The organism is Streptosporangium sp. G12 (assembly GCF_052983175.1).
The window spans coordinates 646,645-668,447 of record NZ_JBRIQO010000001.1; the positions used below are offsets into that span (position 1 = coordinate 646,645).

The 21,803-nt window shown below is 71.9% G+C and carries 19 protein-coding genes; 8 read left to right on the forward strand and 11 right to left on the reverse strand.

What is annotated here, in order from left to right:
* Nucleotides 1-53: 53 nt before the first annotated feature.
* The 5 genes from ACVCAG_RS02725 to ACVCAG_RS02745 form a co-directional block, all read right to left on the reverse strand.
* Nucleotides 54-851, reverse strand: coding sequence for a LytR/AlgR family response regulator transcription factor (locus ACVCAG_RS02725; protein WP_362676553.1), 798 nt, complete (start codon nt 849-851; stop codon nt 54-56).
* Nucleotides 852-927: 76 nt separating this feature from the next.
* Complete coding sequence (locus ACVCAG_RS02730) at nt 928-2,121, reverse strand: histidine kinase (protein ID WP_440081894.1); 1,194 nt, start codon at nt 2,119-2,121, stop codon at nt 928-930.
* Between the two features lie 277 nt (nt 2,122-2,398).
* A complete protein-coding gene (locus tag ACVCAG_RS02735; protein ID WP_440081892.1) occupies nt 2,399-2,593 on the reverse strand; it encodes a hypothetical protein in 195 nt (64 codons plus the stop codon).
* Nucleotides 2,556-2,819: a hypothetical protein gene (locus tag ACVCAG_RS02740; RefSeq protein ID WP_440081891.1), complete on the reverse strand. Its 264-nt coding sequence runs from the start codon at nt 2,817-2,819 to the stop codon at nt 2,556-2,558. The genes ACVCAG_RS02735 and ACVCAG_RS02740 overlap by 38 nt, the downstream gene beginning before the upstream one ends.
* A gap of 51 nt (nt 2,820-2,870) precedes the next feature.
* Nucleotides 2,871-3,536, reverse strand: coding sequence for a molybdopterin-dependent oxidoreductase (locus ACVCAG_RS02745; RefSeq protein ID WP_440081889.1), 666 nt, complete (start codon nt 3,534-3,536; stop codon nt 2,871-2,873).
* A gap of 328 nt (nt 3,537-3,864) precedes the next feature.
* Here ACVCAG_RS02745 and aroF point away from each other — a divergent pair, with 328 nt between their 5' ends.
* Entirely contained in the window at nt 3,865-4,902 is a 1,038-nt protein-coding gene (aroF, locus tag ACVCAG_RS02750; protein ID WP_440081887.1) for a 3-deoxy-7-phosphoheptulonate synthase, read from the forward strand.
* 33 nt (nt 4,903-4,935) lie between these two features.
* On the opposite strand, the gene thiI is transcribed toward aroF, so the two are convergent.
* The 3 genes from thiI to macS form a co-directional block, all read right to left on the reverse strand.
* Nucleotides 4,936-6,138 (reverse strand): tRNA uracil 4-sulfurtransferase ThiI, encoded by a 1,203-nt coding sequence (gene thiI, locus ACVCAG_RS02755; protein WP_440081885.1) that lies wholly within the window; start codon nt 6,136-6,138, stop codon nt 4,936-4,938.
* Between the two features lie 147 nt (nt 6,139-6,285).
* Nucleotides 6,286-6,915, reverse strand: a complete 630-nt coding sequence (locus ACVCAG_RS02760; protein ID WP_440065467.1) for a response regulator — start codon at nt 6,913-6,915, stop codon at nt 6,286-6,288.
* Nucleotides 6,916-6,967: 52 nt separating this feature from the next.
* Entirely contained in the window at nt 6,968-8,077 is a 1,110-nt protein-coding gene (gene macS, locus ACVCAG_RS02765; RefSeq protein WP_440081883.1) for a MacS family sensor histidine kinase, read from the reverse strand.
* Nucleotides 8,078-8,154: 77 nt separating this feature from the next.
* On the opposite strand from macS, the gene ACVCAG_RS02770 reads away from it, so the two are divergent.
* Nucleotides 8,155-9,012, forward strand: a complete 858-nt coding sequence (locus tag ACVCAG_RS02770) for an MHYT domain-containing protein (protein ID WP_440081881.1) — start codon at nt 8,155-8,157, stop codon at nt 9,010-9,012.
* 163 nt (nt 9,013-9,175) lie between these two features.
* Here ACVCAG_RS02770 and ACVCAG_RS02775 read toward each other — a convergent pair whose 3' ends face one another.
* Both ACVCAG_RS02775 and ACVCAG_RS02780 read right to left on the reverse strand, forming a co-directional pair.
* A complete protein-coding gene (locus ACVCAG_RS02775) occupies nt 9,176-10,201 on the reverse strand; it encodes a 6-phosphofructokinase (RefSeq protein ID WP_440081879.1) in 1,026 nt (341 codons plus the stop codon).
* Between the two features lie 288 nt (nt 10,202-10,489).
* The gene (locus ACVCAG_RS02780) at nt 10,490-11,509 is read right to left on the reverse strand and encodes a beta-propeller fold lactonase family protein (protein ID WP_440081877.1); all 1,020 of its coding nucleotides are present in this window, start codon (nt 11,507-11,509) and stop codon (nt 10,490-10,492) included.
* 162 nt (nt 11,510-11,671) lie between these two features.
* Here ACVCAG_RS02780 and ACVCAG_RS02785 point away from each other — a divergent pair, with 162 nt between their 5' ends.
* From ACVCAG_RS02785 to ACVCAG_RS02810, 6 genes are all read left to right on the forward strand, one after another.
* Nucleotides 11,672-12,580, forward strand: coding sequence for a bifunctional helix-turn-helix transcriptional regulator/GNAT family N-acetyltransferase (locus ACVCAG_RS02785; protein ID WP_447189418.1), 909 nt, complete (start codon nt 11,672-11,674; stop codon nt 12,578-12,580).
* A gap of 221 nt (nt 12,581-12,801) precedes the next feature.
* Nucleotides 12,802-13,884, forward strand: coding sequence for an LLM class flavin-dependent oxidoreductase (locus ACVCAG_RS02790; RefSeq protein ID WP_447189419.1), 1,083 nt, complete (start codon nt 12,802-12,804; stop codon nt 13,882-13,884).
* Entirely contained in the window at nt 13,881-14,720 is an 840-nt protein-coding gene (locus ACVCAG_RS02795) for an ABC transporter permease subunit (protein ID WP_440081872.1), read from the forward strand. The genes ACVCAG_RS02790 and ACVCAG_RS02795 overlap by 4 nt, the downstream gene beginning before the upstream one ends.
* Nucleotides 14,721-14,731: 11 nt before the next feature.
* Nucleotides 14,732-15,766 (forward strand): ABC transporter substrate-binding protein, encoded by a 1,035-nt coding sequence (locus tag ACVCAG_RS02800; protein ID WP_440081870.1) that lies wholly within the window; start codon nt 14,732-14,734, stop codon nt 15,764-15,766.
* 40 nt (nt 15,767-15,806) lie between these two features.
* Nucleotides 15,807-16,616, forward strand: coding sequence for an ATP-binding cassette domain-containing protein (locus ACVCAG_RS02805; protein WP_440081868.1), 810 nt, complete (start codon nt 15,807-15,809; stop codon nt 16,614-16,616).
* A 221-nt stretch (nt 16,617-16,837) separates the two neighbouring features.
* Nucleotides 16,838-20,236 (forward strand): P-loop NTPase fold protein, encoded by a 3,399-nt coding sequence (locus tag ACVCAG_RS02810; RefSeq protein ID WP_440081866.1) that lies wholly within the window; start codon nt 16,838-16,840, stop codon nt 20,234-20,236.
* A gap of 2 nt (nt 20,237-20,238) precedes the next feature.
* Here ACVCAG_RS02810 and ACVCAG_RS02815 read toward each other — a convergent pair whose 3' ends face one another.
* Entirely contained in the window at nt 20,239-21,597 is a 1,359-nt protein-coding gene (locus tag ACVCAG_RS02815) for a hypothetical protein (RefSeq protein WP_440081865.1), read from the reverse strand.
* Nucleotides 21,598-21,803 lie beyond the last annotated feature (206 nt).

The window sequence follows — 21,803 nt, forward strand, 5'->3', positions numbered from 1 at the left end:
ACGGCGACCGTACGGCCCGGAGGGGGGCGAGGACGAAACGGGAAGGGACGCGGCTAGCGCAGGGCGGCGGAGGGCAGGGACCTGCCCCGGGCCACCCCGGGGACGGCCGGGCGGTCGCGGAACTGGCGGATGAGCCGCTCACGGACCTGGCGGGTGTGGCGGCGGCTGACCGGGAGCGTCTCGGTGCCCACCCTGAGCATCACCCGGCCACCGTCGAAGCGCAGCTCGCTCACGTGCCGCACCGAGACGAGCGTGCTGCGGTGCACCCTGATGAACCCCGACCCGGCCCAGCGCCGCTCCAGGGCGGCCAGCGGCATGCGGACCAGATAGCTGCCCTCGTCGGTGTGCAGCCTGACGTAGTCGCCCTGCGCCTCGGCGAACCAGACGGCCTGCTGCGGCACGAACCTCGTCCGCCCGGCGAGCTCGACCGGGATGACGTCCTCGGCCACGGGGTCGGCCGCCGCGGGGGTCGCGGGGATCAGCGCCTCCAGGCGCCGCACCGCCTCGGCCAGCCGGTCGGCCCTGATCGGCTTGAGCAGGTAGTCGACCGCCTCCAGCTCGAAGGCCTGCACCGCGCACTCCTCGTGGGCGGTGACGAAGACCAGCCGGGGCGGGTTGGGGAAGCCCGCGATGAGCCTGGCCAGGTCGAGGCCGTCGAGGCCGGGCATCCGGATGTCGAGGAAGACCCCGTCCAGCCGCTCGCCCGTACCGATCATCTGGACCATGTCCTGGAGCGCGGTGACGCCGCCCACGGCGGTGGAGACGTGCTCGATCCGGGGGTCCTGGCGGAGGAGATAGGCGATCTCCTCAAGAGCGGGGACCTCGTCGTCAACGGCCAGGACTCGCAACATGACCCTACGCTGCCCCCTGAACCACATCCGCCGCAAGCCGCATGGCGACTTCAGGTAATAGTTTGACTACATGTAGCTATTGGCGGGGAAGCTTGGGAACGCGGAGCCTCACCGTGGTACCCGCGTTCGGGGCGCTCTCCACGACCAGGCCGTAGTCCTCGCCGTAGATCTGGCGGAACCGCACGTCCACGCCGGCCAGCCCGCTCCCGCCCTCCTCGTCCTCGTGCGGGCCCTCGTGCGGGGAGCCGCCGCCGAGGAGCGGCCGGGTCCGCTCGGGAGGCATGCCCGGGCCGTCGTCCTCCACGCTGATGTGCGCCTCGGGACCGGCGTCGCTGACCACCACCCGGACCTCGCCGCGACGTCCCGCCGCGGCCACCCCGCGCTTGACGGCGTTCTCCACCAGGGGTTGCAGGCAGAGGAACGGGACGGAGAGCGACAGCACCTCCGGCGCGATCCGGAGGGTGACGTGGAGCCGGTCGCCGAACCTGGCACGTTCCAGAAGCAGGTAGCGGTCCACGCAGTGCACCTCCTCGGCAAGGGTGGCGAAGTCGCGGGCCCGGCGCAGCGCGTACCGGTTGAAGTCGGCGAACTCCACCAGCAGCTCCCGCGCCCGGTCGGGGTCGGTACGGACGAAGGAGGCGATGGTGGTCAGCGCGTTGTAGACGAAGTGCGGGGACATCTGGGCGCGCAGCACCCGCATCTCGGCCGCCATCGTCCGCCGCCGCGAGGAGTCGACCTCGGCCAGCTCCAGCTGTCCCGAGACCCACCGGCCGACCTCGGTGACGGTCCGCACCAGCGCCGCGCTCACCACGGTGTCGTACGCGGCGAGCGCCCCGACCACCCGCCCGTCGACGGTGAGCGGCACGACGACCCCGCCCCGGATGGCGCAGCCCGGCGTGTCGCAGGCCAGCTCGTCCTCGGCCACCGTGCGCGGGCGGGCGAAGGTGAGGACCGTACGGGCGTGCTCGGGCGCGTGGACGCGATGGCAGCCCGCCTCGCCGTCCCAGGCGAGCAGGCCGCCGGAGTCGGTGACCGCGATGGCGCTGGTGCCCAGCAGGGCACGCAGGTGGCGGACCGCCTTGCGGGCGGAGTCGCGGGTGAGCCCGGCCCGCAGCGAGGGCGCCGCCATCGCCGCGATGTGCAGGGTGAGGAAGGTGGCCTCGTCCGTCGGGCCGCCCGGACGGTCCGGGTGCTGCCGGCGCGGGCGGGGCAGGAGGAATCCGAGGAGGGTGCTGAAGGCGCACAGCAGCACCCAGCCGGTGGTCGACATGCGGAGAACCGTAGTCAACCCGTCCCTCTGATCAGGGGCGAACGCCGATCACTGGAGTATCCGCAAAAGGATTAACCGGATACTTCGGGGCGTCCAAAACCGACCACCCCGGAGACGATCACACGCCGCCGCGCCGGCGCGCCGAAATTCATGTACGCGCGTCTTCCGCCAAGGGAGGGAAAGATCTCCACTCCCCGAGGTCCATGCTCACGCCCGCGACCAGATGACCCTACGGACAAATCTGGAGATCTTCGACATCGTCCAGGACCTGGACCGCTCAGGCCGGGACTTCGCCCAGCGCCGGATCGACAAGATGCTCGAAGAGGTCAGGCGAGGCGAGCACGAAGTCGTCCCCTGGAGAGTGACCGGCAGCATCTTCCGCGAGATCCCGGTCATCCTGCAGGAACGCGTCGCCGAGGCCGGGGAAGAACGGATCACGCCTCGTCCACGCGTTCCCCGACGAGCCTTCCATGGAACTCCTCGTGACCTTCCCCCTCCTTCGACCAGGAAGGTCCGGTCACCACCGACATCTTGGCGTCCGCCGGCGACATGGAGAACACTTTGGAGACTATGTAGATGGATTCCACCATCGAGCGCCCAGACGTCTTGAGTGCCACGATCAGGTCATCCACTCCCCTTTCTCTGGCGTTTCCCTCGAGCAGCTCCGCAGACAGCAGATCCAATTCTTTTTTGTCCACGAATCTTCCCCTCGGGCGCCACCACGGCGCGGGCCGGTTTTCTCGCCCCTCCTACGACGGCGGACCTTCGCCCGCCTCCTCCTGGTAGGAGTAGCGCTGCTCGCGCCAGGGGTCGGCGATGTTGTGGTAACCGCGCTCCTCCCAGAAACCGCGCTTGTCCTCCAGCAGGTACTCCACGGCGCGGACCCACTTGACGCTCTTCCACGCATACAGGTGCGGGACGACCATCCGCACCGGGAACCCGCGCTCCGGGGAGATGGGCTTCTCGTCGAACTCCAGCGCGAACATCGTCTGGGAGCGGGCGAAGTCGCCTATCCGGAGGTTGGCGCTGTAGCCGTACTCACCCCAGATCATCACGTGCTTCACGTCGGGCGCGGGCGGGGCGATCTTCATCAGCGTCTCCGTGGACACCCCGCTCCACTCGTTGCCCATGATCGAGAACTTGGTGACGCAGTGGAAGTCGGCCACGATCGTGGTGCGCGGCAGCTCGGAGAACTGGGGCCAGGTGAAGCGGTGCTGCTCGCCCGAGGCGGTCGCCCCCATGACGTGCAACTGCCAGGTCGCCGGGCGGAAGGTGGGCACCCGGCCGTAGTGGATCACCGGCCTGCCCCGCGGGACGTACTGGCCGGGGGGCAGTCGAGGCTCCTCCGGCGATTCGGACTGCTCCACCGTCACTCCCCTCGCCGTTTCCCCGCTGGCACGGGGTAATCCTGCCATCGTCGGTTTCCCACCTCCTCGGTGGCCACCGCATTGCACCCTTCCCCCTCCGGACCCCGGGTCACGGGAGAGCGCGTTCTCGTCGTGCGCTATCATTTGCCGCTATGCGCACCACGTTCTGGTTTTGGTATGGCGACGGACCCTCAGGTCGGACCGTTCGCCTCCAGATGCTGCGCTGACAGCCTGGCGAACAGAAGGCCCCGGGTCCGGTTTTCGGACCCGGGGCCTTCTGCTTTTCCCGGCCTTCGCCGAGAACGTCACAACCACGAAAACCATCGGGGCCCGCCGGGATCGGCCGGCACCGGCGGCGCGATCGAGAGGGAGAGAAATGGTCATCGTCATGGGCCCGGACGCCACGCGAGAGGACGTCGAGGCGATCGTGAAGATCATCAGCACGGCGGGCGGCGAGGCGTTCGTCAGCCGGGGCGTGAGCCGCACGATCATCGGCCTGGTCGGCGACATCGCCCAGTTCGCCACCCTGGACCTGCGCGGGATGCCGGGGGTGGCCGACGTGATGCGGGTGAGCGCGCCGTACAAGCTGGTGAGCCGCGACAACCACCCCGAGCGGTCCACCGTGCGCGTCGGCGGCGTGCCGATCGGCCCGGACACGGTCACCCTGATCGCCGGGCCGTGCGCGGTGGAGACCCCTCAGCAGACCCTGGAGGCCGCCCTGATGGCGAAGGCGGCCGGGGCCACCCTGCTGCGCGGCGGCGCCTACAAGCCCCGCACCTCCCCGTACGCCTTCCAGGGGCTCGGCGAGGCGGGCCTGCGCATCCTCGCCGACGTGCGCGAGCAGACCGGGCTTCCCGTCGTCACCGAGGTCGTCGACGCCGACGACGTGGAGCTGGTGGCCTCCTACGCCGACATGCTCCAGGTCGGCACCCGCAACGCGCAGAACTTCGCGCTGCTGCAGGCCGTCGGCGCCGCCGGCAAGCCGGTGATGCTCAAACGCGGGATGAGCGCCACCATCGAGGAGTGGCTGATGGCCGCCGAGTACGTCGCCCAGCGCGGCAACCTCGACATCGTGCTGTGCGAGCGCGGCATCCGCACCTTCGAGACCGCCACCCGCAACACCCTGGACGTCTCGGCGGTGCCGCTCGCCCAGCGGCTGTCGCACCTGCCGGTGATCGTCGACCCGTCCCACTCCGGCGGCCACCGCGACCTGGTCCTGCCGCTCACCCGCGCGGCCATCGCGGCCGGCGCCGACGGCGTGATCATCGATGTCCACCCGCACCCCGAGCAGGCCCTCTGCGACGGCCCGCAGGCACTGGTCGACGGCGACCTGGACGAGCTCGCCCGGGTGATGGAGCGGTTCCCGCCGCTGCTGGGCAAGGTCGCCGCCGGTGACCTCCTGGCCCCCGCCTGACCTCTCGGCCCTCCCCCGGGCGTGCCCGGGGGTTCAGGCGTCGAGCCTGTACTCCTGCAGGGACCCGGCCAGCTGGACGGCGAGCTCCTCGGCGTCGAGGCGGCGCTCGATCTTCTTCAGGTCGACGAGCTTCGCGGCGGTCTCGGCCCTGCGGGGGGCCAGGAGCGTGCAGCAGTCCTCGTCCGGCAGCTCGGAGATCGCCAGGGTGCCGATGCGGCGGGCCTCGGCCATGATCTCGGTCTTGTCGAGGCCGATGAGGGGACGCAGGATCGGCATGTCGACGGCGTCGTCCTGGGCGGTGATGTTCTGCAGGGTCTGCGAGGAGACCTGCCCCAGGGAGTCGCCGGTGACGAGGGCCCCGGCGCGCAGGCGGCGGGCGACCTCCTCGCCGGTCTTCAGCATCAGGCGCCGCTGGGTGATGATCGCCAGGCGGTCCTGCCCGGAGGCCTTGATCGACTGCTGGGCCTTGCCGAAGGGGACGACCCACAGCCGGGACCCGCCCTGGAACTTGTCGAGCGCCCTGACCAGCGCGTACGCCTTGTAGATGGACTCCGAGGTGGTGAAGGGGATGCCGGAGAAGTGCAGGAAGTCGACCCGCAGGCCGCGGCGCATCATCCGGTAGGCGGCCACCGGGGAGTCGATGCCGCCGGACATCAGCACCAGGCCCCTGCCGCTGGTGCCGACCGGCAGCCCGCCCTGGCCCGGCTGCCCGCCGGTGAAGACGAACGCCTCGTCGCGGTCGACCTCGATGGAGACCACCAGCTCGGGGCGCTTCAGGTCGACCGGCAGGCCGTAGATGTCGTTGAGCTCGCCGCCGACCGAGCGGTCCAGCTGCATCGAGGTGAGCGGGAAGCGCTTGTCACGGCGGCGGGAGCGGACCGCGAAGGAGACGCCGCGCCTGACGTCGTCGCGGTCGGCCAGCAACTCGATGGCGGCCTTGGTGATCGCCGAGGGGTCCTTCTCCACCCGCCAGGCGCGGTGCACCCAGACCAGGCCGGGGACGTACGAGACACGCTCGGCGACCGCGTCGGCGATCTCCGCACCACTGCCGTCCGGCAGGAAGAGCGCGATGACACCGTGGCGCTGCCGTACGTCGACCTTGACGCCGACGTCCTTCAGGGCGGCCTTGATGTTGGCCTGCAACCTGCGCTCGAAGAGCTCGCGGTTGTTGCCCTTGAGGACGACCTCGCCCAGTTTGAGCAGAACGCAGGGCTCGCCCAAGGCGGACATGGTCATGGTGCGACCTCCGGTGGAACTTCGAGGGGAACGGGGAGTCGGGGGACGTCAGGGAGACCCGGAGGACCCGGGGGTCCGGGTACCACGGTCAAGTCTCTCGCGTCCTCACGCAAAGACAACGTCTCGACCTTGTCACTTTAGTCGCGCTTACGACTCGTCGAGGCCCTGCTCGATCGCGTAGCGGACCAGCTCCACCCGATTGTGGAGCTGGAGCTTGTTCAACGTGTTCTGGACGTGGTTCTGCACCGTCCGGTGGGAGAGCACGAGACGCTCGGCGATCTGCTTGTACGACAGGCCCTTGGCGACCAGGCGGAGCACCTCGGTCTCCCGCTCGGTCAGGCGGGGGGTCGTCTCGGGCGCGGGCCTGGCGGCCAGCCTGCGGTACTCCCCCAGGACGAGTCCCGCCAGGCCGGGGGTGAACACCGCGTCGCCCTCGGCGGTGCGCCTGACCGCGTCGAGGAACTCCTCCTTGCTCGCGGATTTCAGAAGATATCCGGACGCGCCCGCCTTGACGGCCTCCAGCACGTCCTCCTGCTCGCCGCTGGCCGACAGCATCAGCACCCGGGGCGGCGGCTCCGACGCGGCCAGCCTCCTGGCCACCTCGACCCCCGGCAGGTCGGGCAGCTGCAGGTCGAGCACGACCAGCTCGGGCCGGACCGCCGCGGCCACCCGGACCGCCTGCCGCCCCTCTCCGACCGTCGCCACGACCTCGTACCCGGCCTCGGCCAGATCCCTGGCCACCCCGTCCCTCCACATCGGGTGGTCGTCCACCACCATCACGCGCATTGGCCCACCTTAGAGCTGTCATGTCCCGACCGGCCGGTCTTCTTCACCCGGCCGGCACCGACATCTCGATCTCGGTGCCCCGGCCCGGGTCCGAGATCACGGTGACCGTGCCGCCGAGGTCGGCGATGCGGCCCCGGATGGACTGCGCCACGCCCAGCCGCCCGTCGGCGGCGGCCTCCTCCAGGCGTCCGGGCGCGATGCCCGGCCCCTCGTCCCTGACGGTCACGGTGACCAGCCCGCCGTCGCCCTCGGCGAAGACCCAGGCGGGCGCCCGCGCCCCGCAGTGGCGGGCGACGTTGTCCAGGGCGGCCCCGACCGCGGCGGCCATCTCGGCCGCGGTGGCCGCGGGCAGGGTCAGCGGGGTCGCCGGGGCCGAGACGGTCACCGTGGCCGAGCCGTACCTGTGCAGCAGGACGCACAGGTCGGCGGTGCCGAGGGTGGACGCCTCGGGCCTGAGCCTGACCAGCTCGCGCAGCGCGGCCTCCTGCTCGCCCGCGAGCCTGCCCAGCTCCGCCGCCTCGCCGCCGATCTCCTGCCCGCGCCGCTGCACCAGCGCGAGCACCTGGAGCACCGAGTCGTGGATTCCCCGGGCGAGCCGCTCCCGCTCCCGCCCGGCCGCCTCCAACTCGATCGCCTGCTGCATGCGCTCCTCGGCCTTCTTGGCCAGCCGGGCCACGTGCCCGACGACCACCCCGGCGAGGAAGAGCAGGACGGTTCCGTTGATCGGCAGCATCTCGAAGCCGCCCCCGGGGACGCCGTGCAGCCACAGATCGGCCAGCGAGACGATCAGCGCGGCCACCGCCCCCAGCCGCCGCCCGCCGTACACTCCCCAGGCGAGCACCGCCCCGCCCATCCAGGTGCCGGTGATCGGCAGGCTACCCTGCTGGTAGGCGCCCTGCACGGCCGGAGTGGCGAGCAGGCAGCCCACCGTCACGAGCATGTCGGCGGCGAGCAGGGGCCGGCCGCGCAGCTCCCTGACGGAGTAGGCGAAGATCGTCGCCACGGTCCACAGTGCCATGACGCCGATCACCAGCCAGCCGGTCACCGGGTGGGCATATCCTCCGGCGCGGACGAGCAGGACCGCCGCGTACCCGAGGGATGCGACGCGGAAAACCGCGACCGCTCGCCAGAACGGATCCTCGATTCCCGTCATCGGCCGCCCGCGCCTTTCTCCGGAGAGGCCGCGAGCTGCAATAATCCCCTGATTTCTCTCTCACCAGAAACTGGAACATGTCCCACGTAGATCACTTCTCCTATGGCCTGCTCACCCCCGCGCTGGCCTACGTCATGTCGAGTGTCGGATGCATGCTCGGTCTTCTGCTCACCGCCAAGGCCCGCGCGGCGACGGGCGGGGCCCGGGTCCGCTGGCTGGCGGGCGGGGCGCTGTCCATCGGCGGCACCGGCATCTGGGTCATGCACTTCGTCGCCATGATGGGCTTCGCCGTCGGCGGTGGCCAGATCCGTTACGACGTGCCGTTGACGATCGGCTCGGCGGCCCTGGCGGTCGTCATCGTGGGCGTGGGCCTGTTCCTGGTCTCCTACCAGGGCGAGAGGCCGCTCTCCCTGCTGTCCGGCGGCGTGCTCACCGGCCTCGGCGTGGCGGGCATGCACTACATCGGGATGTTCGCGATGAACATGTCGGCGCAGGTCTCCTACGACCCGCTGCTGGTCGGGCTCTCGGTACTGATCGCGATCGCCGCGTCGACGGTGGCGCTCTGGTTCACCCTGCGGGTCAGCGGCGCGCTCGCCACCGGCGGCGCCGCGCTGATCATGGCTCTGGCCGTCTGCGGCATGCACTACACCGGCATGTTCGCGCTCGAGGTGCGGCCCCTGATCTCGCTGACGCCGGTCGAGGGGGCCAGGGGCGTCGACTTCATGCTGCCCATGCTGGCCCTGGTGAGCCTGCTCACCCTCGGCCTGCTGCTGGCCGTCATCCTGGCGCCGTCGCAGCGGGAGATGGAGAACGACGCCGCCCTGCTGGCCAAACTGGAGAGCCTCCGCGACGAGGACCACCTCCGGGAGCCGGTCGCCCCGCCGCCGGCTCCCGCGCGGAAGGGCCCGTCGCTGTTCGACTCACAAGGGCGATGATGTACGGCTTGCGCCCCCGCTGGTGCCTGGTCAAGGCGCAAGCCGTACATGGAGGGGAATCGCGGGCGGCCGCCCTGTCGGGAGGCTAGGGGAGGCCGCTTGCAGAACACTTACCGGCGCCCCGGAGAGACGCCTCAGGGGGCGGACTCCGGGGCGTCCCGGCTCAGCCGAAGAAGACCTCGGCCTCCTCGTAGCGGCCGGCCGGCACGGTCTTCAGCTCCTTGGTGGCCTCGTCGAGGCCGACCCTGACGATGTCGGTGCCCTGCAGGGCGACCATCTTGCCGAAGTCGCCCTCCTGCACCGCGTCGATGGCCTGCAGGCCGAACCGGGTGGCCAGCACCCGGTCGAAGGCCGTGGGGGTGCCGCCGCGCTGGATGTGGCCGAGCACGGTGGTGCGGGCCTCCTTGCCGGTGCGCTTCTCGATCTCCTTGGCGAGGTTCTCGCCGATGCCGCCGAGCCGCACGTGGCCGAAGGCGTCGAGCTCGCCCGCCTGCAGCGCCATCTGGCCCTCGACCGGGTGCGCCCCCTCGGCCACGACGATGATCGGCGCGTACCGCGTCTTGAAGCGGGACTCGACGTAGGCGCAGACCTTGTCGATGTCGAAGGGCTTCTCCGGGATGAGGATGACGTTGGCGCCGCCCGCCATTCCGGCGTGCAGGGCGATCCAGCCCGCGTGACGGCCCATGACCTCGCAGATCAGCGCGCGGTGGTGAGACTCGGCGGTGGTGTGCAGGCGGTCGATCGCCTCGACGGCGATGTTGACGGCCGTGTCGAAGCCGAAGGTGTAGTCGGTCGCGTTGAGGTCGTTGTCGATCGTCTTGGGCACGCCGACGACCTTCACGCCCTTGTCGAAGAGCTGCTTGGCCACACCGAGGGTGTCCTCGCCGCCGATCGCGATCAGCGCGTCGACCCCGCCCTTCGCGAGGTTTTCCTTGATCTTCTCAACGCCGCCCTCGATCTTGATCGGGTTGGTCCTGGAAGAGCCAAGGATCGTTCCGCCACGCGGCAGGATCCCGCGTACGGCCTCGATGTCAAGCGGCATGGTGTCGCCCTCGAGGGGACCGCGCCAGCCGTCGCGGAACCCGACGAACTCATGCCCGTGAACGCCCGCTCCCTTGCGCACGACGGCGCGGATAACGGCGTTCAGGCCAGGGCAGTCGCCGCCCCCGGTGAGCACTCCGATACGCATGGCATCCTCCGGTAGTGAGTTCGAGACAAGATGGCCAGACTAAGTGGCACGGTCGGTGCGGCGACGGGTTTTCGCCACCGACGCAACGCATTCTGCCCGCAGATGCGCCCAGTGGTCTAGACCAAGGGGAGTAGTCCTCACATGTCCTTTCCCATGATCGACAGGTGAGCCGCCCGGCGGACCCGGCTCCCCGCGTCCGGCCGGGCGCGCACGTCGGAGGCCCGGCGCGGGCCCGGTGGAGGCATGTCGGAAGCGGGCCGGAGGCCCCGGGAGGCCCCCAGGGAAATGTTAGGGCAGGGGCAGCACGCAGGAGGGGGTGCCGACGGCGAAGAGCTCCTCCACGGGCTGCGGCACGCCCCCCTTGAGCGGGAGCACGGCGACGCCGTCCGAGCGCTGGTTGGCCACGTACACGCGGTCGTCGGCGATGGCGAAGTGCCGCGGCCAGACGCCGCCGCAGGGGACCTCCGCCACCGGCTCCAGCCCGGGACCCGCGAAGACCGAGATCGTGTCGGGGCCCCGGTTGGCGACGTAGACGAGGCCGCCGGAGACCTCCAGGTGCGAGGGCTGGTTGTGTCCGTCGACCCCGCTGGCCGGGACGGCGGCGACCTCGCGCCACCCCTCGCCGGAGACACCCGAGGCGCCGGAGTCGTCGGAGTCGTCGGAGTCGTCGGAGTCGTCGAGGCCGTCGGAGACCTCGTAGACGCGCACGGTGCCGTCCAGCTCCCCCGCCACGTACCAGTGGCCGTCCGACCAGGCCATGTGCCGGGGGCCCATGCCGGACGCGAGCCGCACCGGACCCGCGGGGTGCGGGACCACCTCCTCCCCGACCAGGTAGCGGCGGACCTCGTCGGAGCCCAGGTCGCTCACGTACAGCACCCCGTCGGGGCCGAAGACCGCCTGGTGGGCGTGGGCGCCCTCGCGGTAGGGGAAGATCCACACGTCGGTCAGGAGGCCGGAGCCGTCGATGCCGTGCACGCTGACCGTGCCGTCGCCGTAGTTGGCCACCGCGAGGCGCGTGCCGGTGGGGTCCACCGCCAGGTGGCAGGGGGCCGATCCCTCGCTGGGCCGCTGCGCGAGCGGGCTCAGCGTGCCGTCCCCTGCGCGGGCGAAGACGCAGACCGTGCCGCGCTCGCTCTCCCCCACCGCGTAGAGGACCGGGAGGGTGGGGTGGACAGCGAGGAAGGAGGGGCCGGAGGCCGCCGTCTCCCCGAGCCGCGCGAGGCTCCCCAGCTCGACCAGGGTGATCCCCGGCCCGGACCCGTTGGTGTCCGGGGTGTATCCACCGATGTACGCGACCTCAGCCATCATGCTCCCGCCGTGGGCGCGGCACGCGCCGCCCCCGCTCATCATCCGTTCTCAGCCAAAGTGCGAAGTTAGCGCAGCGGGCCGCCGATCTCACAGGAGGCTACGTCGACAAGTTCTTTGACTGCGTCAATGAATTAGTTGATGCTGTCAAGCATGGAGAGACACGTGGCGGACGTACGCGCCTTCAACCGCTTCTACACGAGGCTGATCGGCCTGCTCCACCAGGGCGTCCTGGACAGCTCCTACTCGCTGACCGAGGTGAGGGTGCTGTTCGAGCTGGACCGGGCGGGCCGGACGGAGACGGGCGACCTGCGGCGGCTGCTCGGGCTCGACGCCGGGTACCTCAGCCGGATGCTCGGCAGGTTCGAGGACGAGGGCCTGGTGGTGCGCGAGCGGTCCGCCGCCGACGCGCGGCGGCAGGTGGTCGAGCTGACCGCCGAGGGCAGGGCCAGGTTCGCGGGCTTCGACGAGCGCGCGGCGGAGGAGGTACGCGAGCTGCTGGCCGGGGTGACCGACGAGGACCGCGGGCGGCTGGTCGCGAGCATGGCGACGATCGAGGCGATCCTCGGCCGGGCGCCGAAGACGGACCGGCCGTACGTCATCCGCCCGCCGCGCTCCGGCGACCTCGGCTGGGTGGTCTACCGGCACGGCACGCTCTACGGCCAGGAGCAGGGCTGGGGGATGGACTTCGAGGCGATGGTGGCCAGGATCGTGGCCGACTACGCGGACGGCCACGACCCCCGGCGGGGGGCGGGCTGGATCGCCGAGGTGGACGGCGAGCGCGCCGGGTGCGTCTTCTGCGTGCGCAAGGACGACGAGACCGCGCAGCTGCGGATGCTGCTGGTCGAGCCGTCCGCGCGCGGCATGGGGGTCGGCACCCGGCTCGTGGACGAGTGCGTGCGCTTCGCCAGGGCCGCCGGCTACCGGCGGATGGTGCTGTGGACCAGGGACGTTCTGGTGGGCGCCAGGCGCATCTACCAGGCGGCGGGCTTCGAGCTGGTCGAGAAGGAGCGGGGCCGGGGCGGCCCGGGCGGCGGAGAGTTCGTCGAGGAGATCTGGGCCCGTGACCTCTGAGATCGCCTCCTCACCTCTGAGATCTGAGATCGCTTCACCCCTGAGACCGCCTTCTCACCCCTGAGACCGCCTCCTCGCGGAACCCGGCCGGTCGGTCCCGAGCCCGAGGACCCTGCTCAGGGACCGTCTCCGACCTCGCCCTAATTCCCTATTTATAGATAGGTATTATGTGGTTAATATCAGGGGCACCACCCGTTCCGTATGAGCCCTATGAGGCGAAGATGCGCTTGCACTGGTTCCTGCCGACCACCGGCGACGGCCATCACGTCAGGCCCGCCACGACCACCGTCGCGGCGGGAGGCGCCGCGGCCAGGCCCGCGACGCTCGACTACCTGTCCCAGGTGGCCCGCGCCGCCGAGGCGGCCGGTTTCGAGGCGGCGCTGACCCCGGTCGGAGCGGGCTGCCCCGACCCGCTGGTGGCGTGCAGCGCCGTCGCGGCACGGACCGAGCGGCTCAAGCTGCTGGTGGCCTTCCGGCCCGGCTTCACCCTCCCCACGCTGCTCGCCCAGCAGGCGCAGACCCTCCAGGAGATCAGCGGAGGGCGGCTCCTGCTCAACGTGGTCACCGGCGGCGACCCCGGGGAGCAGCGCGCCTACGGCGACTTCCTCGACCACGACGCCCGTTACGAGCGCACCGGCGAGTTCATCGAGGTGCTCAGGCGCACCTGGGCGGGCGAACCGTTCGACCACCTGGGCGCCCACTACCGGGTGTCGGGGGGAGGGCTCGCCACTCCGCTCCTCGACACCCCCGACATCTACTTCGGCGGGGCCTCCCCCGCCGCGGAGCGGGTGGCCGCCGCCGGGGCGGACGTCTACCTGATGTGGGGCGAGCCCCCGGCGATGATCGCCGAACGGGTCGCCAGGATGCGCAGGCTCGCCGCCGAGGCGGGCCGCGAGCTGCGGTTCGGCATCCGGCTGCACGTCATCGCCCGCGACACCGCCGAGGAGGCCTGGACATACGCCCGGCGCCTGCTCGACGGCATGGACCCGGGCAGGATCGCCGCCGCCCAGGCGCGGTTCGCCCGGATGGACTCCGTGGGGCAGCGCCGCATGACCGACCTCCACGGAGGTTCCGCGGACGCGCTCGAGATCTCGCCCAACCTCTGGGCGGGGGTCGGGCTGGTCAGGGAGGGCGCCGGTACCGCGCTGGTCGGCGATTACGCGGAGGTCGCCGAGCGCATCCGCGAATACTCCGAGCTCGGCCTGTCGGAGTTCGTCCTGTCCGGCTGGCCGCACCTGGAGGAGGCCTGGCGGGTGGGCGACTTCGTCCTCCCCCGGCTGGCCGCTCCCGCGCTCGTCCCGTGAGCGTTCTCACCTCCCCTCCCCGTCTCCGTCCCCGCCGCGCGAACGTCCCCGGCGCCGAACCCGGCCAGGGGCTCTGGCGGGCCCTGGCGCTGCGGGCCGGGGCGATCGTCGCCCTGGTCGCGATCTGGCAGGCCGTGGCCATGGCCGGGATCTGGCCGCCGGTCTTCGTACCGGAGCCCGTCGCGGTCTGGGACCGGTTCCTGCGCACCACCGTCGAGGGGGTGAGTGGTTACACCCTCCAGGAGCACCTGCTCACCAGCCTGCGGCGCATCCTGCTCGGCTGCCTGTACGGGGTGACGGGCGGCATCGCGCTGGGACTGCTGATCGGCATGGTCCCCACGCTGCGCGCGCTGCTGGGACCGCTGGTCACGTTCGTCCGCACCCTGCCGCCGCTGGCGTACCTCAGCCTGCTGGTGATCTGGTTCGGCATCGACGAGGAGCCCAAGATCTGGCTCCTGCTGCTGGCCGCGCTGCCACCGGTCGCGGTGGCCACCGCCGACGCCGTGCGCGGGGTGCACGAGGACTACCTGAACGCGGCCCGCTCGCTGGGCGCCCGCCGGCACGAGCTGCCGCTGCGGGTGGTGCTGCCGAGCGCGCTGCCCGAGATCATCACGGGGGTGCGGGTGGCCGTGGGCGTCGCCTACACCACCGTGGTCGCCGCCGAGACCGTGAACGGCGTGCCCGGCATCGGCGGCATGGTCCGCGACGCCCAGCGCTACAACCAGACGGACGTGGTGGTGCTCGGGATCATCGTCATCGGCCTGTCCGGCCTGCTCATCGACTTCCTCCTGCAAACGCTGGACCGCCGCCTGGTGCCCTGGCGCGGCCGTACCTAGGAAAGACCCCCATGAAACGCATGATTCTCGCCCTCACCGCCGCCGCCCTCGCCCTGACCGCCTGCGGGTCCGGTACGGAGGAGGCCAAGCCCGCCGCCGACGGCTCCCCGGCGACCCTGCGCATCGGCTACCAGCTCATCCCCAACGGGGATCTGATCGTCAAGGACCAGCAGTGGCTGGAGAAGGCGCTGCCGAACACCAAGATCACATGGAGCAGGTTCGACTCGGGCGGTGACGTGAACACCGCGATGATCGCCGGATCGCTCGACATCGGGCTGGCGGGCAGCAGCCCGGTCACCCGTGGCCTGTCGGCGCCGCTCAACATCCCGTACCGGGTGCCGTGGATCTTCGACGTGATCGGGGACAACGAGGCGCTCGTCGCCCGGGGCGGCGTGACCGACGTCAAGGGACTCGCGGGCAAGCGGGTCGCCGCCCCCTTCGCCTCGACCACCCACTACAGCCTGCTCGCCGCGCTCGCCGAGGCCGGGCTGTCGGAGGCCGACGTGAAGATCCTCGACATGGAGCCGCCGGACATCCAGGCCGCCTGGCAGCGCGGTGACGTCGACGCCGCCTACGTCTGGACGCCCACCCTGGCCGAGCTGCAGAAGAACGGCGGCACGACGCTGGTCACCAGCCGCGAGCTGGCCCGGCGGGGCAAGCTCACCGCCGACCTCGCGGTGGTGAGCGACGACTTCGCGAAGAAGTACCCGAAGGCGCTGCACGTGTGGCTCCAGCAGCAGGACCGCGCGGTCAAGCTGGCCAGGAGCGACAAGGACGCCGCCGCCGCGGCCATCGGCCGCCAGCTCAACCTCGATCCGGCGGAGGCCGCGCGCCAGCTCGGCCAGCTCGTGCTCCTCGACGCCGGCGAGCAGCGCTCCGCCGAGTATCTCGGCACCCCCTCGGCCCCCGGCAGGTTCGCCGAGAACCTGCGCAGCTCCGCCGAGTTCCTCAAGGGCCAGAAGAAGGTGGACGCCGTGCCGGAGCTGAGCGTCTTCCAGAAGGGCCTGGCCACGCAGGAGCTCGCGGATGCCTTCGCCGGAAGCTGAGACCGCCCGCGCGGGCGCGGGTCCCGGGACCGCGAGCGAAGTGAGCACGGAGGTGACCGGCGGGAGCCCGGACCCCCGGGAGACGGCGCTCGCACTCGCCGGGGTGGCGCACTCCTACCGGGGGCGCGCCGGGACGGTCGACGCCCTCGGCCCGATCGATCTGGAGATCGCCGCCGGGGAGTTCGTGACGGTCGTGGGCCCCTCGGGGTGCGGCAAGAGCACGCTGCTGCGGCTGGTGGCGGGCTTCACCGCGCCGTCGGCGGGAACCATCACGGCCTCCGGCAAGCCGGTGTCGGGGCCCGATCCGGCCAGGGGGTACGTGTTCCAGCAGCACCGGCTCTTTCCCTGGCTCTCGGTCGAGGGGAACGTCGGTTTCGGGCTGCGCGGCCTGCCGAAGGCCGCGCGGCGCGAGCGGGTGGCCGAGCTGCTGGAGCTGACCGGGCTGGCCGACGTCGCCAGGGCCAGGCCGTACGAGCTCTCGGGGGGCATGCAGCAGCGCGCGGCGATCGCCCGCGCCCTCGCCCCGGGACCCGCGCTGTTGCTGATGGACGAGCCGTTCGCCGCCCTGGACGCCTTCACGAGGGAACGCATGCAGGAGGAGGTCCGCGAGCTGTGGCGGCGGGCGGGCACGACGGTGGTGTTCATCACCCACAGCGTGGACGAGGCCGTCTACCTCGGCACCCGCGTGCTCGCGCTGAGCGGCAGGCCGGGCCGGGTGGTCCTCGACCGCGGCTCGGACCTGCCGTACGGCGACCATCCCCGCGCCGACCCGCTCTTCGCCGGGCTGCGCGAGGAGCTGACGGAGGTCGTCAGGGAGGCCGCGTCGCCCGGCGGCGGAAGGGGCCGGTGATCTCGCTGGCGCCGCCGTGAGTGACACCGCCGTCAGCGACACCGCGGGTGGCACCGTCGTGAGTGACACCGCAGGTGGCGCCGCCCCGGCTCCCCGCCGCAAACTTTGCGGAAACCGGCGAGCAAACATCCGTCAAAACAGGTCGACCTATCGCCAAGATCGCCATCTGTCCCGTCCGACGCGTCCACAGTGGGATGACCGCCGTCAGATCGGGAGGACCGTTGAGCGAGGGACTCGCGTTCGCGAATCCAGTTTTCGAGACCACGCCCCACGTGGGCACCCGCCGAGCCCTCGTCTTCCTCGACTCTCCCCCGGCCGCGGCCCCGCCACCGTCACCCGTCCCGTCCTCCTCCCCGCTCTCTGCCTCGACCTCGACCTCGCCGGACGCGGGCACCTCCGCCATCGGGCCGCACGCCGCCCCGCCGGACGCGCGGCTGGCGAGCGCGCTGCGTGCCGAGGGGTTCACCGTCGAGGCCGAGACCAGCGAGGGGGCCGGCGCGGACGGCGAGCGCGTGTGGAACCTGCTGCGCTCGGCGCGGGAGGGCGACCTGCTGGTGATCCGGCTGCCCGCCGACGGCGGCTGGACCTCGGGACAGCTGGGATCGATGATCGGCGCGTTCGGGCGGCAGGTCGGCGAGTCGCTGGCGGCCGCCGTACTGATGATCGTCGACTTCGGCTGGAGCGCCCTGGACGGCTCCGCCGAACCGGTCAGGCAGCTCGCCGTGGCCGGGGAGCCGAGGGTGGCCGCGGCGGCCCTCACCCTCACGCTGAGGCTCGACGAGACGGTACCCGGCCCGGTGCGCACGCTGACCGACGTCATCGCGGAAGGCCTCACGACGCGGGCCGCCGACCTCGACGGGGACGGGACGATCAGCGTCGGGGACCTGCACGCCTACACGCTCGCCCGCTACGCGGCGGCCTCGGCCGCCCGCACGCCCATCCTGATCTCGTACGGGGCCGTCGCGGGGGTCGCCCTCACCCCGGCGAGGGACACCGCCGCCGTGCCGCACGCCGCCTTCGCCCGCGTCCTGGCGCGGCTCGGCGACCACGCCCCGCCCGCCTGCGGGATCGAGATCGTCCGGCGGGTCTACGAACTCCACCTGAGCGAGCCCGCCAGGGAGATCCTGCGCAGGGCGGCCCTCCTCGACGAGGACGAGCCGATCGACGAGATCCTCGGCGACGCCGCCGAGCTGAGGCAGTGGGGCCTGCTGGGCGAGACGACCACGTTCGTCCACCCGGACGTGCGGACCTTCGGCCACTCGCGGCTGTCGGCGGCCGAGCGGGCGCAGACCTCGGCGCTGCTGCGCCGCCGCCGGGCCGGGCTGCGGACGGTACGGCCCCGGGCCAGGCTCACCGCCGACCGGTGGACCACCGAGGACCAGCTCGGGCACCGGGTCTACGCCGAGGCCATCGCCGCGTTCGTCCGCCACCCCGAGACCCGGCCCCCGCTCACGATCGGCGTCAAGGGCCCCTGGGGCGCGGGCAAGACCTCGCTGATGCGGATGATCCAGGACCTGCTGGACCCCGGGGCCGCCGGGGACGACCCCGCCCCGATCCACCTGCCCGGCTCCCGCGCGGAGCGGACGCTGACCAACGCCGAGGTGCTCGCCAGGACGGGACGGCGTCCCCGGGAGGGCTCCGGGCAGGCAGAGCCGGGCCCGCTCCCGCTGCGGCGGGCGGACTGGCGGCCCACAGTCTGGTTCAACCCGTGGATGTACCAGAGCGGCGAGCAGGTCTGGGCCGGGCTGGCCCACGAGATCATCAGCCAGGTCACCCGGCGGCTGCCCCGCGCCGAGCGGGAACGGTTCTGGCTGGAGCTGAACCTGTCCAGGATCGACCGGGAGGCGGTCCGCAGGCGCGCCTACCACCTGGCGATGACCCGCCTGGCGCCGGTGGCCCTCGGCCTGGTCGCCACCGTCGTCCTCACCGGGGCGCTCCTGGCCGCCGCCGCGCTGCTGCCCACGCTCGGCGCCTTCCTGGGAAACGCCGCCGCGGCCGTCGGCTCCGCCGGGTCGGCGCTGGTGGTGGGGGCGGGTGCCGTACGGCTGGCGCGGTTCTTCGGGGAGTCGGCGGACAACGCGTTCCGCGGCCTGGTCACCCAACCCGACCTGCTCGGCCCCGGCGCGGCCGACGGGTTCGTCAACGAGGTCGCGACCACCCCCGGGTACCGGTCCAGGACCGGCTTCCTGCACCTGGTGCAGACCGACATGCGGCAGGTCCTCGACCTCGTCGCCACCGGGGAGCGCCCGCTGGTGGTGTTCGTGGACGACCTGGACCGCTGCTCGCCGGGAACGGTGGCGCAGGTCATCGAGGCGATCAACCTCTTCCTCGCCGGAGAGTTCCCCAACTGCGTGTTCGTGCTGGCCATGGAGCCGGAGGTGGTCGTGGCGCACGTCGAGGCGGCCTATCCGGAGCTGGCAGGGACGCTGCCGGGCGGCGGGCGGTCCGGCCTGGGCTGGCGGTTCCTGGAGAAGATCGTGCAGCTCCCGCTGAGCGTGCCGCTGCTGGACGACGCCGACCGGCTGCCCGCCTTCGTACGGGCCCTGCTGGGCGTGTCCGGCCCGGCGCGGCCCGCGACCGTCCCCTCGGACGGTCCCGACGTGCACGCCGGTCCTCCTGCCGTTCCCGCGGGCGCGGGTACCGCTCCCGCGGGCGCGGGTCCCTCGTGGCCGCGGGACCCGGACACCACACGGACACCGAATCCGGCCGGACCGCGTCCGGCGGGCCCCTCAGCCGCCCTGGAACGGCTCGACCCGCCACCGGATCCGGCCGGGCCGCGTTCGCGCGGTCCCCTGCCTCCCGCACGGCCCTCCCCCCTCGGCGCGGTCACACCGGGCTCGCCCGGCACCATCACGCCACCGGGAGCGGCCGTGCCGGGACTGCGGGCACCGGCGGAACCGCGGAGACCCGGATCGCGGACACCGGTGGCGATACCGGGGCTCGGGCTGCGGGCGACGATGGAGCTGCAGGGATTCGGGCCGCGAACGCCGGCGGAGACGCCCGACCCCGGATCACGGGCGGCGGAACCGCCGGACCCGGTCCAGGTGAGCCGATTGCAGGACGCCATCTGGGCGCTGCGCCCGACCACGACGACCCTCGACGAGGCGGCGCGGCTGGCGCAGGACGCCCTGGGCATCGAGTGCTCCGACGCCGTCGGCGGCCTCTGCGCGGCGACCCGCGAGGCCGCGGACCGGGTCTTCGACGACCTCTACAGCGACGAGAACGCCTACCGGGCGATCGAGTTCGTGCTCCCGGCCCTGACGTTCTTCAACCCGCGCGAGATCAAGCGGTACGTGAACGTGTTCCGCTTCTACTCGTTCCTGACCTACCGCCGCGCCCTCGCCGGGGCGGCCCCCGCCTCGGACGGCGAGGTCGCCAAGCTCGCGGCGCTCGCCGTCCAGTGGCCGCACCTGCTGACGCTGCTGGCCGGGGAGGCGGACGGGGCGAGCGTGCTGCGGCGGCTGGAGGAGGCGGCGAACGACGACGACGGCTGGGAGCGGGCCGTCCACGACACCGGCCTCACCGCCCACCACACCTCGGGCGGCACCCACCTGGACACCCTGCGCGACCTGCTCTCCGGACCGCACCCCGTCGCCGACCTGGCCCGCTATCTCCTCTGAGCTCAGGACGACAGGGAATCGCGGTAGATCCTGGGCTCCTTCTCCTTTCCGGGAAACACCATGATCAGCAGTTGGACGGTGCCGTCGGGAACGTCGACGTTCTCCCGTACGGCCTTGCGTCCCCGGACGTGGACCCGGACCCGGTAGCCTCCCGGCCCTCCGGCCGCGAGGTCGGGGAGCCGCTCACCCTCCCCGTCCACGATGGACAGGACCCCGTCGCCACTCCGGTAGCCGACCTCGACGACCTGCTCCCAGCCCCGGGTCTCCACCGGCGGTCGGCGCCGGTAGGACTCCCCCGTCACGCACGCGTGGCCGATCTCGTCCGCCGCCCAGATGCCCAGCGCGCCGGGTGCGCTCGCCACCAGGTCGGCCACCCGGCCTTCGACCTCGGCGCCCTCGTTCTCCTCGTCCCAGGCGTGGATTTCCCAGAACTCCGTCCACATGGTCTCGCGGACCTGCCGTACCGGTGTGATCCTCGGCCGGTGCCGGGGATGGGCGGCACAGCTCCGCTCCGCCGCCGCGAAGTAGGCGTCACTCTCCTCCTGCGCCCGCAGCGCCTTCTCCCGCTGCACCTCGGCCACCTTGGGACACAGCAGGCTCAGCGCCCCCGCCAGCGAGTGGCTGTGCAGCTCGCCGATCGCCTCCGCCGCGGCGGGCGCGTCGACGTCGCCTCCTCCGAGGCGCACCGCCAGGTCGCACAGCCCGCGGCCGTACGCGAGAAGATCACGGTCGGGCATGTCCTCGAGCTCCGGTATGCCCCACTGGTAGTCGTCCCGGACCCGGCACAGGAACTCCTTCTCGCTCTCATCCAGCCCCGAGACGGTGCCGTCGCCGAATCCGGCGCAGTCGAGCGCCGACGCGTCGCTCACCTTCCCCCGCGCGACGTCGCCCACCGCGCCGAGGAGCACCACGATCACCAGCGGCACCGCGATCGCCGTACGGGTGAGGCCGTTTCCCGGAGTACGGGAGGCACGGACCGCGAGGAGCACCAGGATCGCGGCGACCAGGCCGCAGAGATCCCTCGTGACACCCCAGTTCGTCAGCCCCGGTCCCCAGATGACCCCGCACCCGGGATCGGCGGATATGTCGATCACGAGCAGCAGCAGGGACGGGAGATGGCGAACGATCATCACCACGGCGGCGAGGCGTCCCAGGATCCGGCCGATCCAGGGACGTCCGGCCCGCCCGCTCAGAGACCGGCTTCCCCAGGCGAGGACGATCAGCGGCACGGATCCGAACCACAGGAGCGGGAGGTCCCAGACCGGGTCGAGCAGCTCGTCCAGCCACAGGTCGATCCGGCGTCCCTCGCAAAGAGCGGACGCGATCCAGACACCCCCGCCGCCCTCTGTGCCGGACAGCATCGTCCTGATCCAGAAATGGATATCGGGAATCAAGGCGACCAGGATCGCCGCCCCCCAGAGAGTCGATGATCGTTTCGGCACGAAACGGAAGCCTATAGGCGGAATGCCGAGCAAATTTTTACATGAGAGTTTCCGTCAAAACAGCGTGCGGTGCGGTATCGACGCCCTTGTTCGGATCCTCGTCCGGCCGTCGGGAGTCTCGCCCC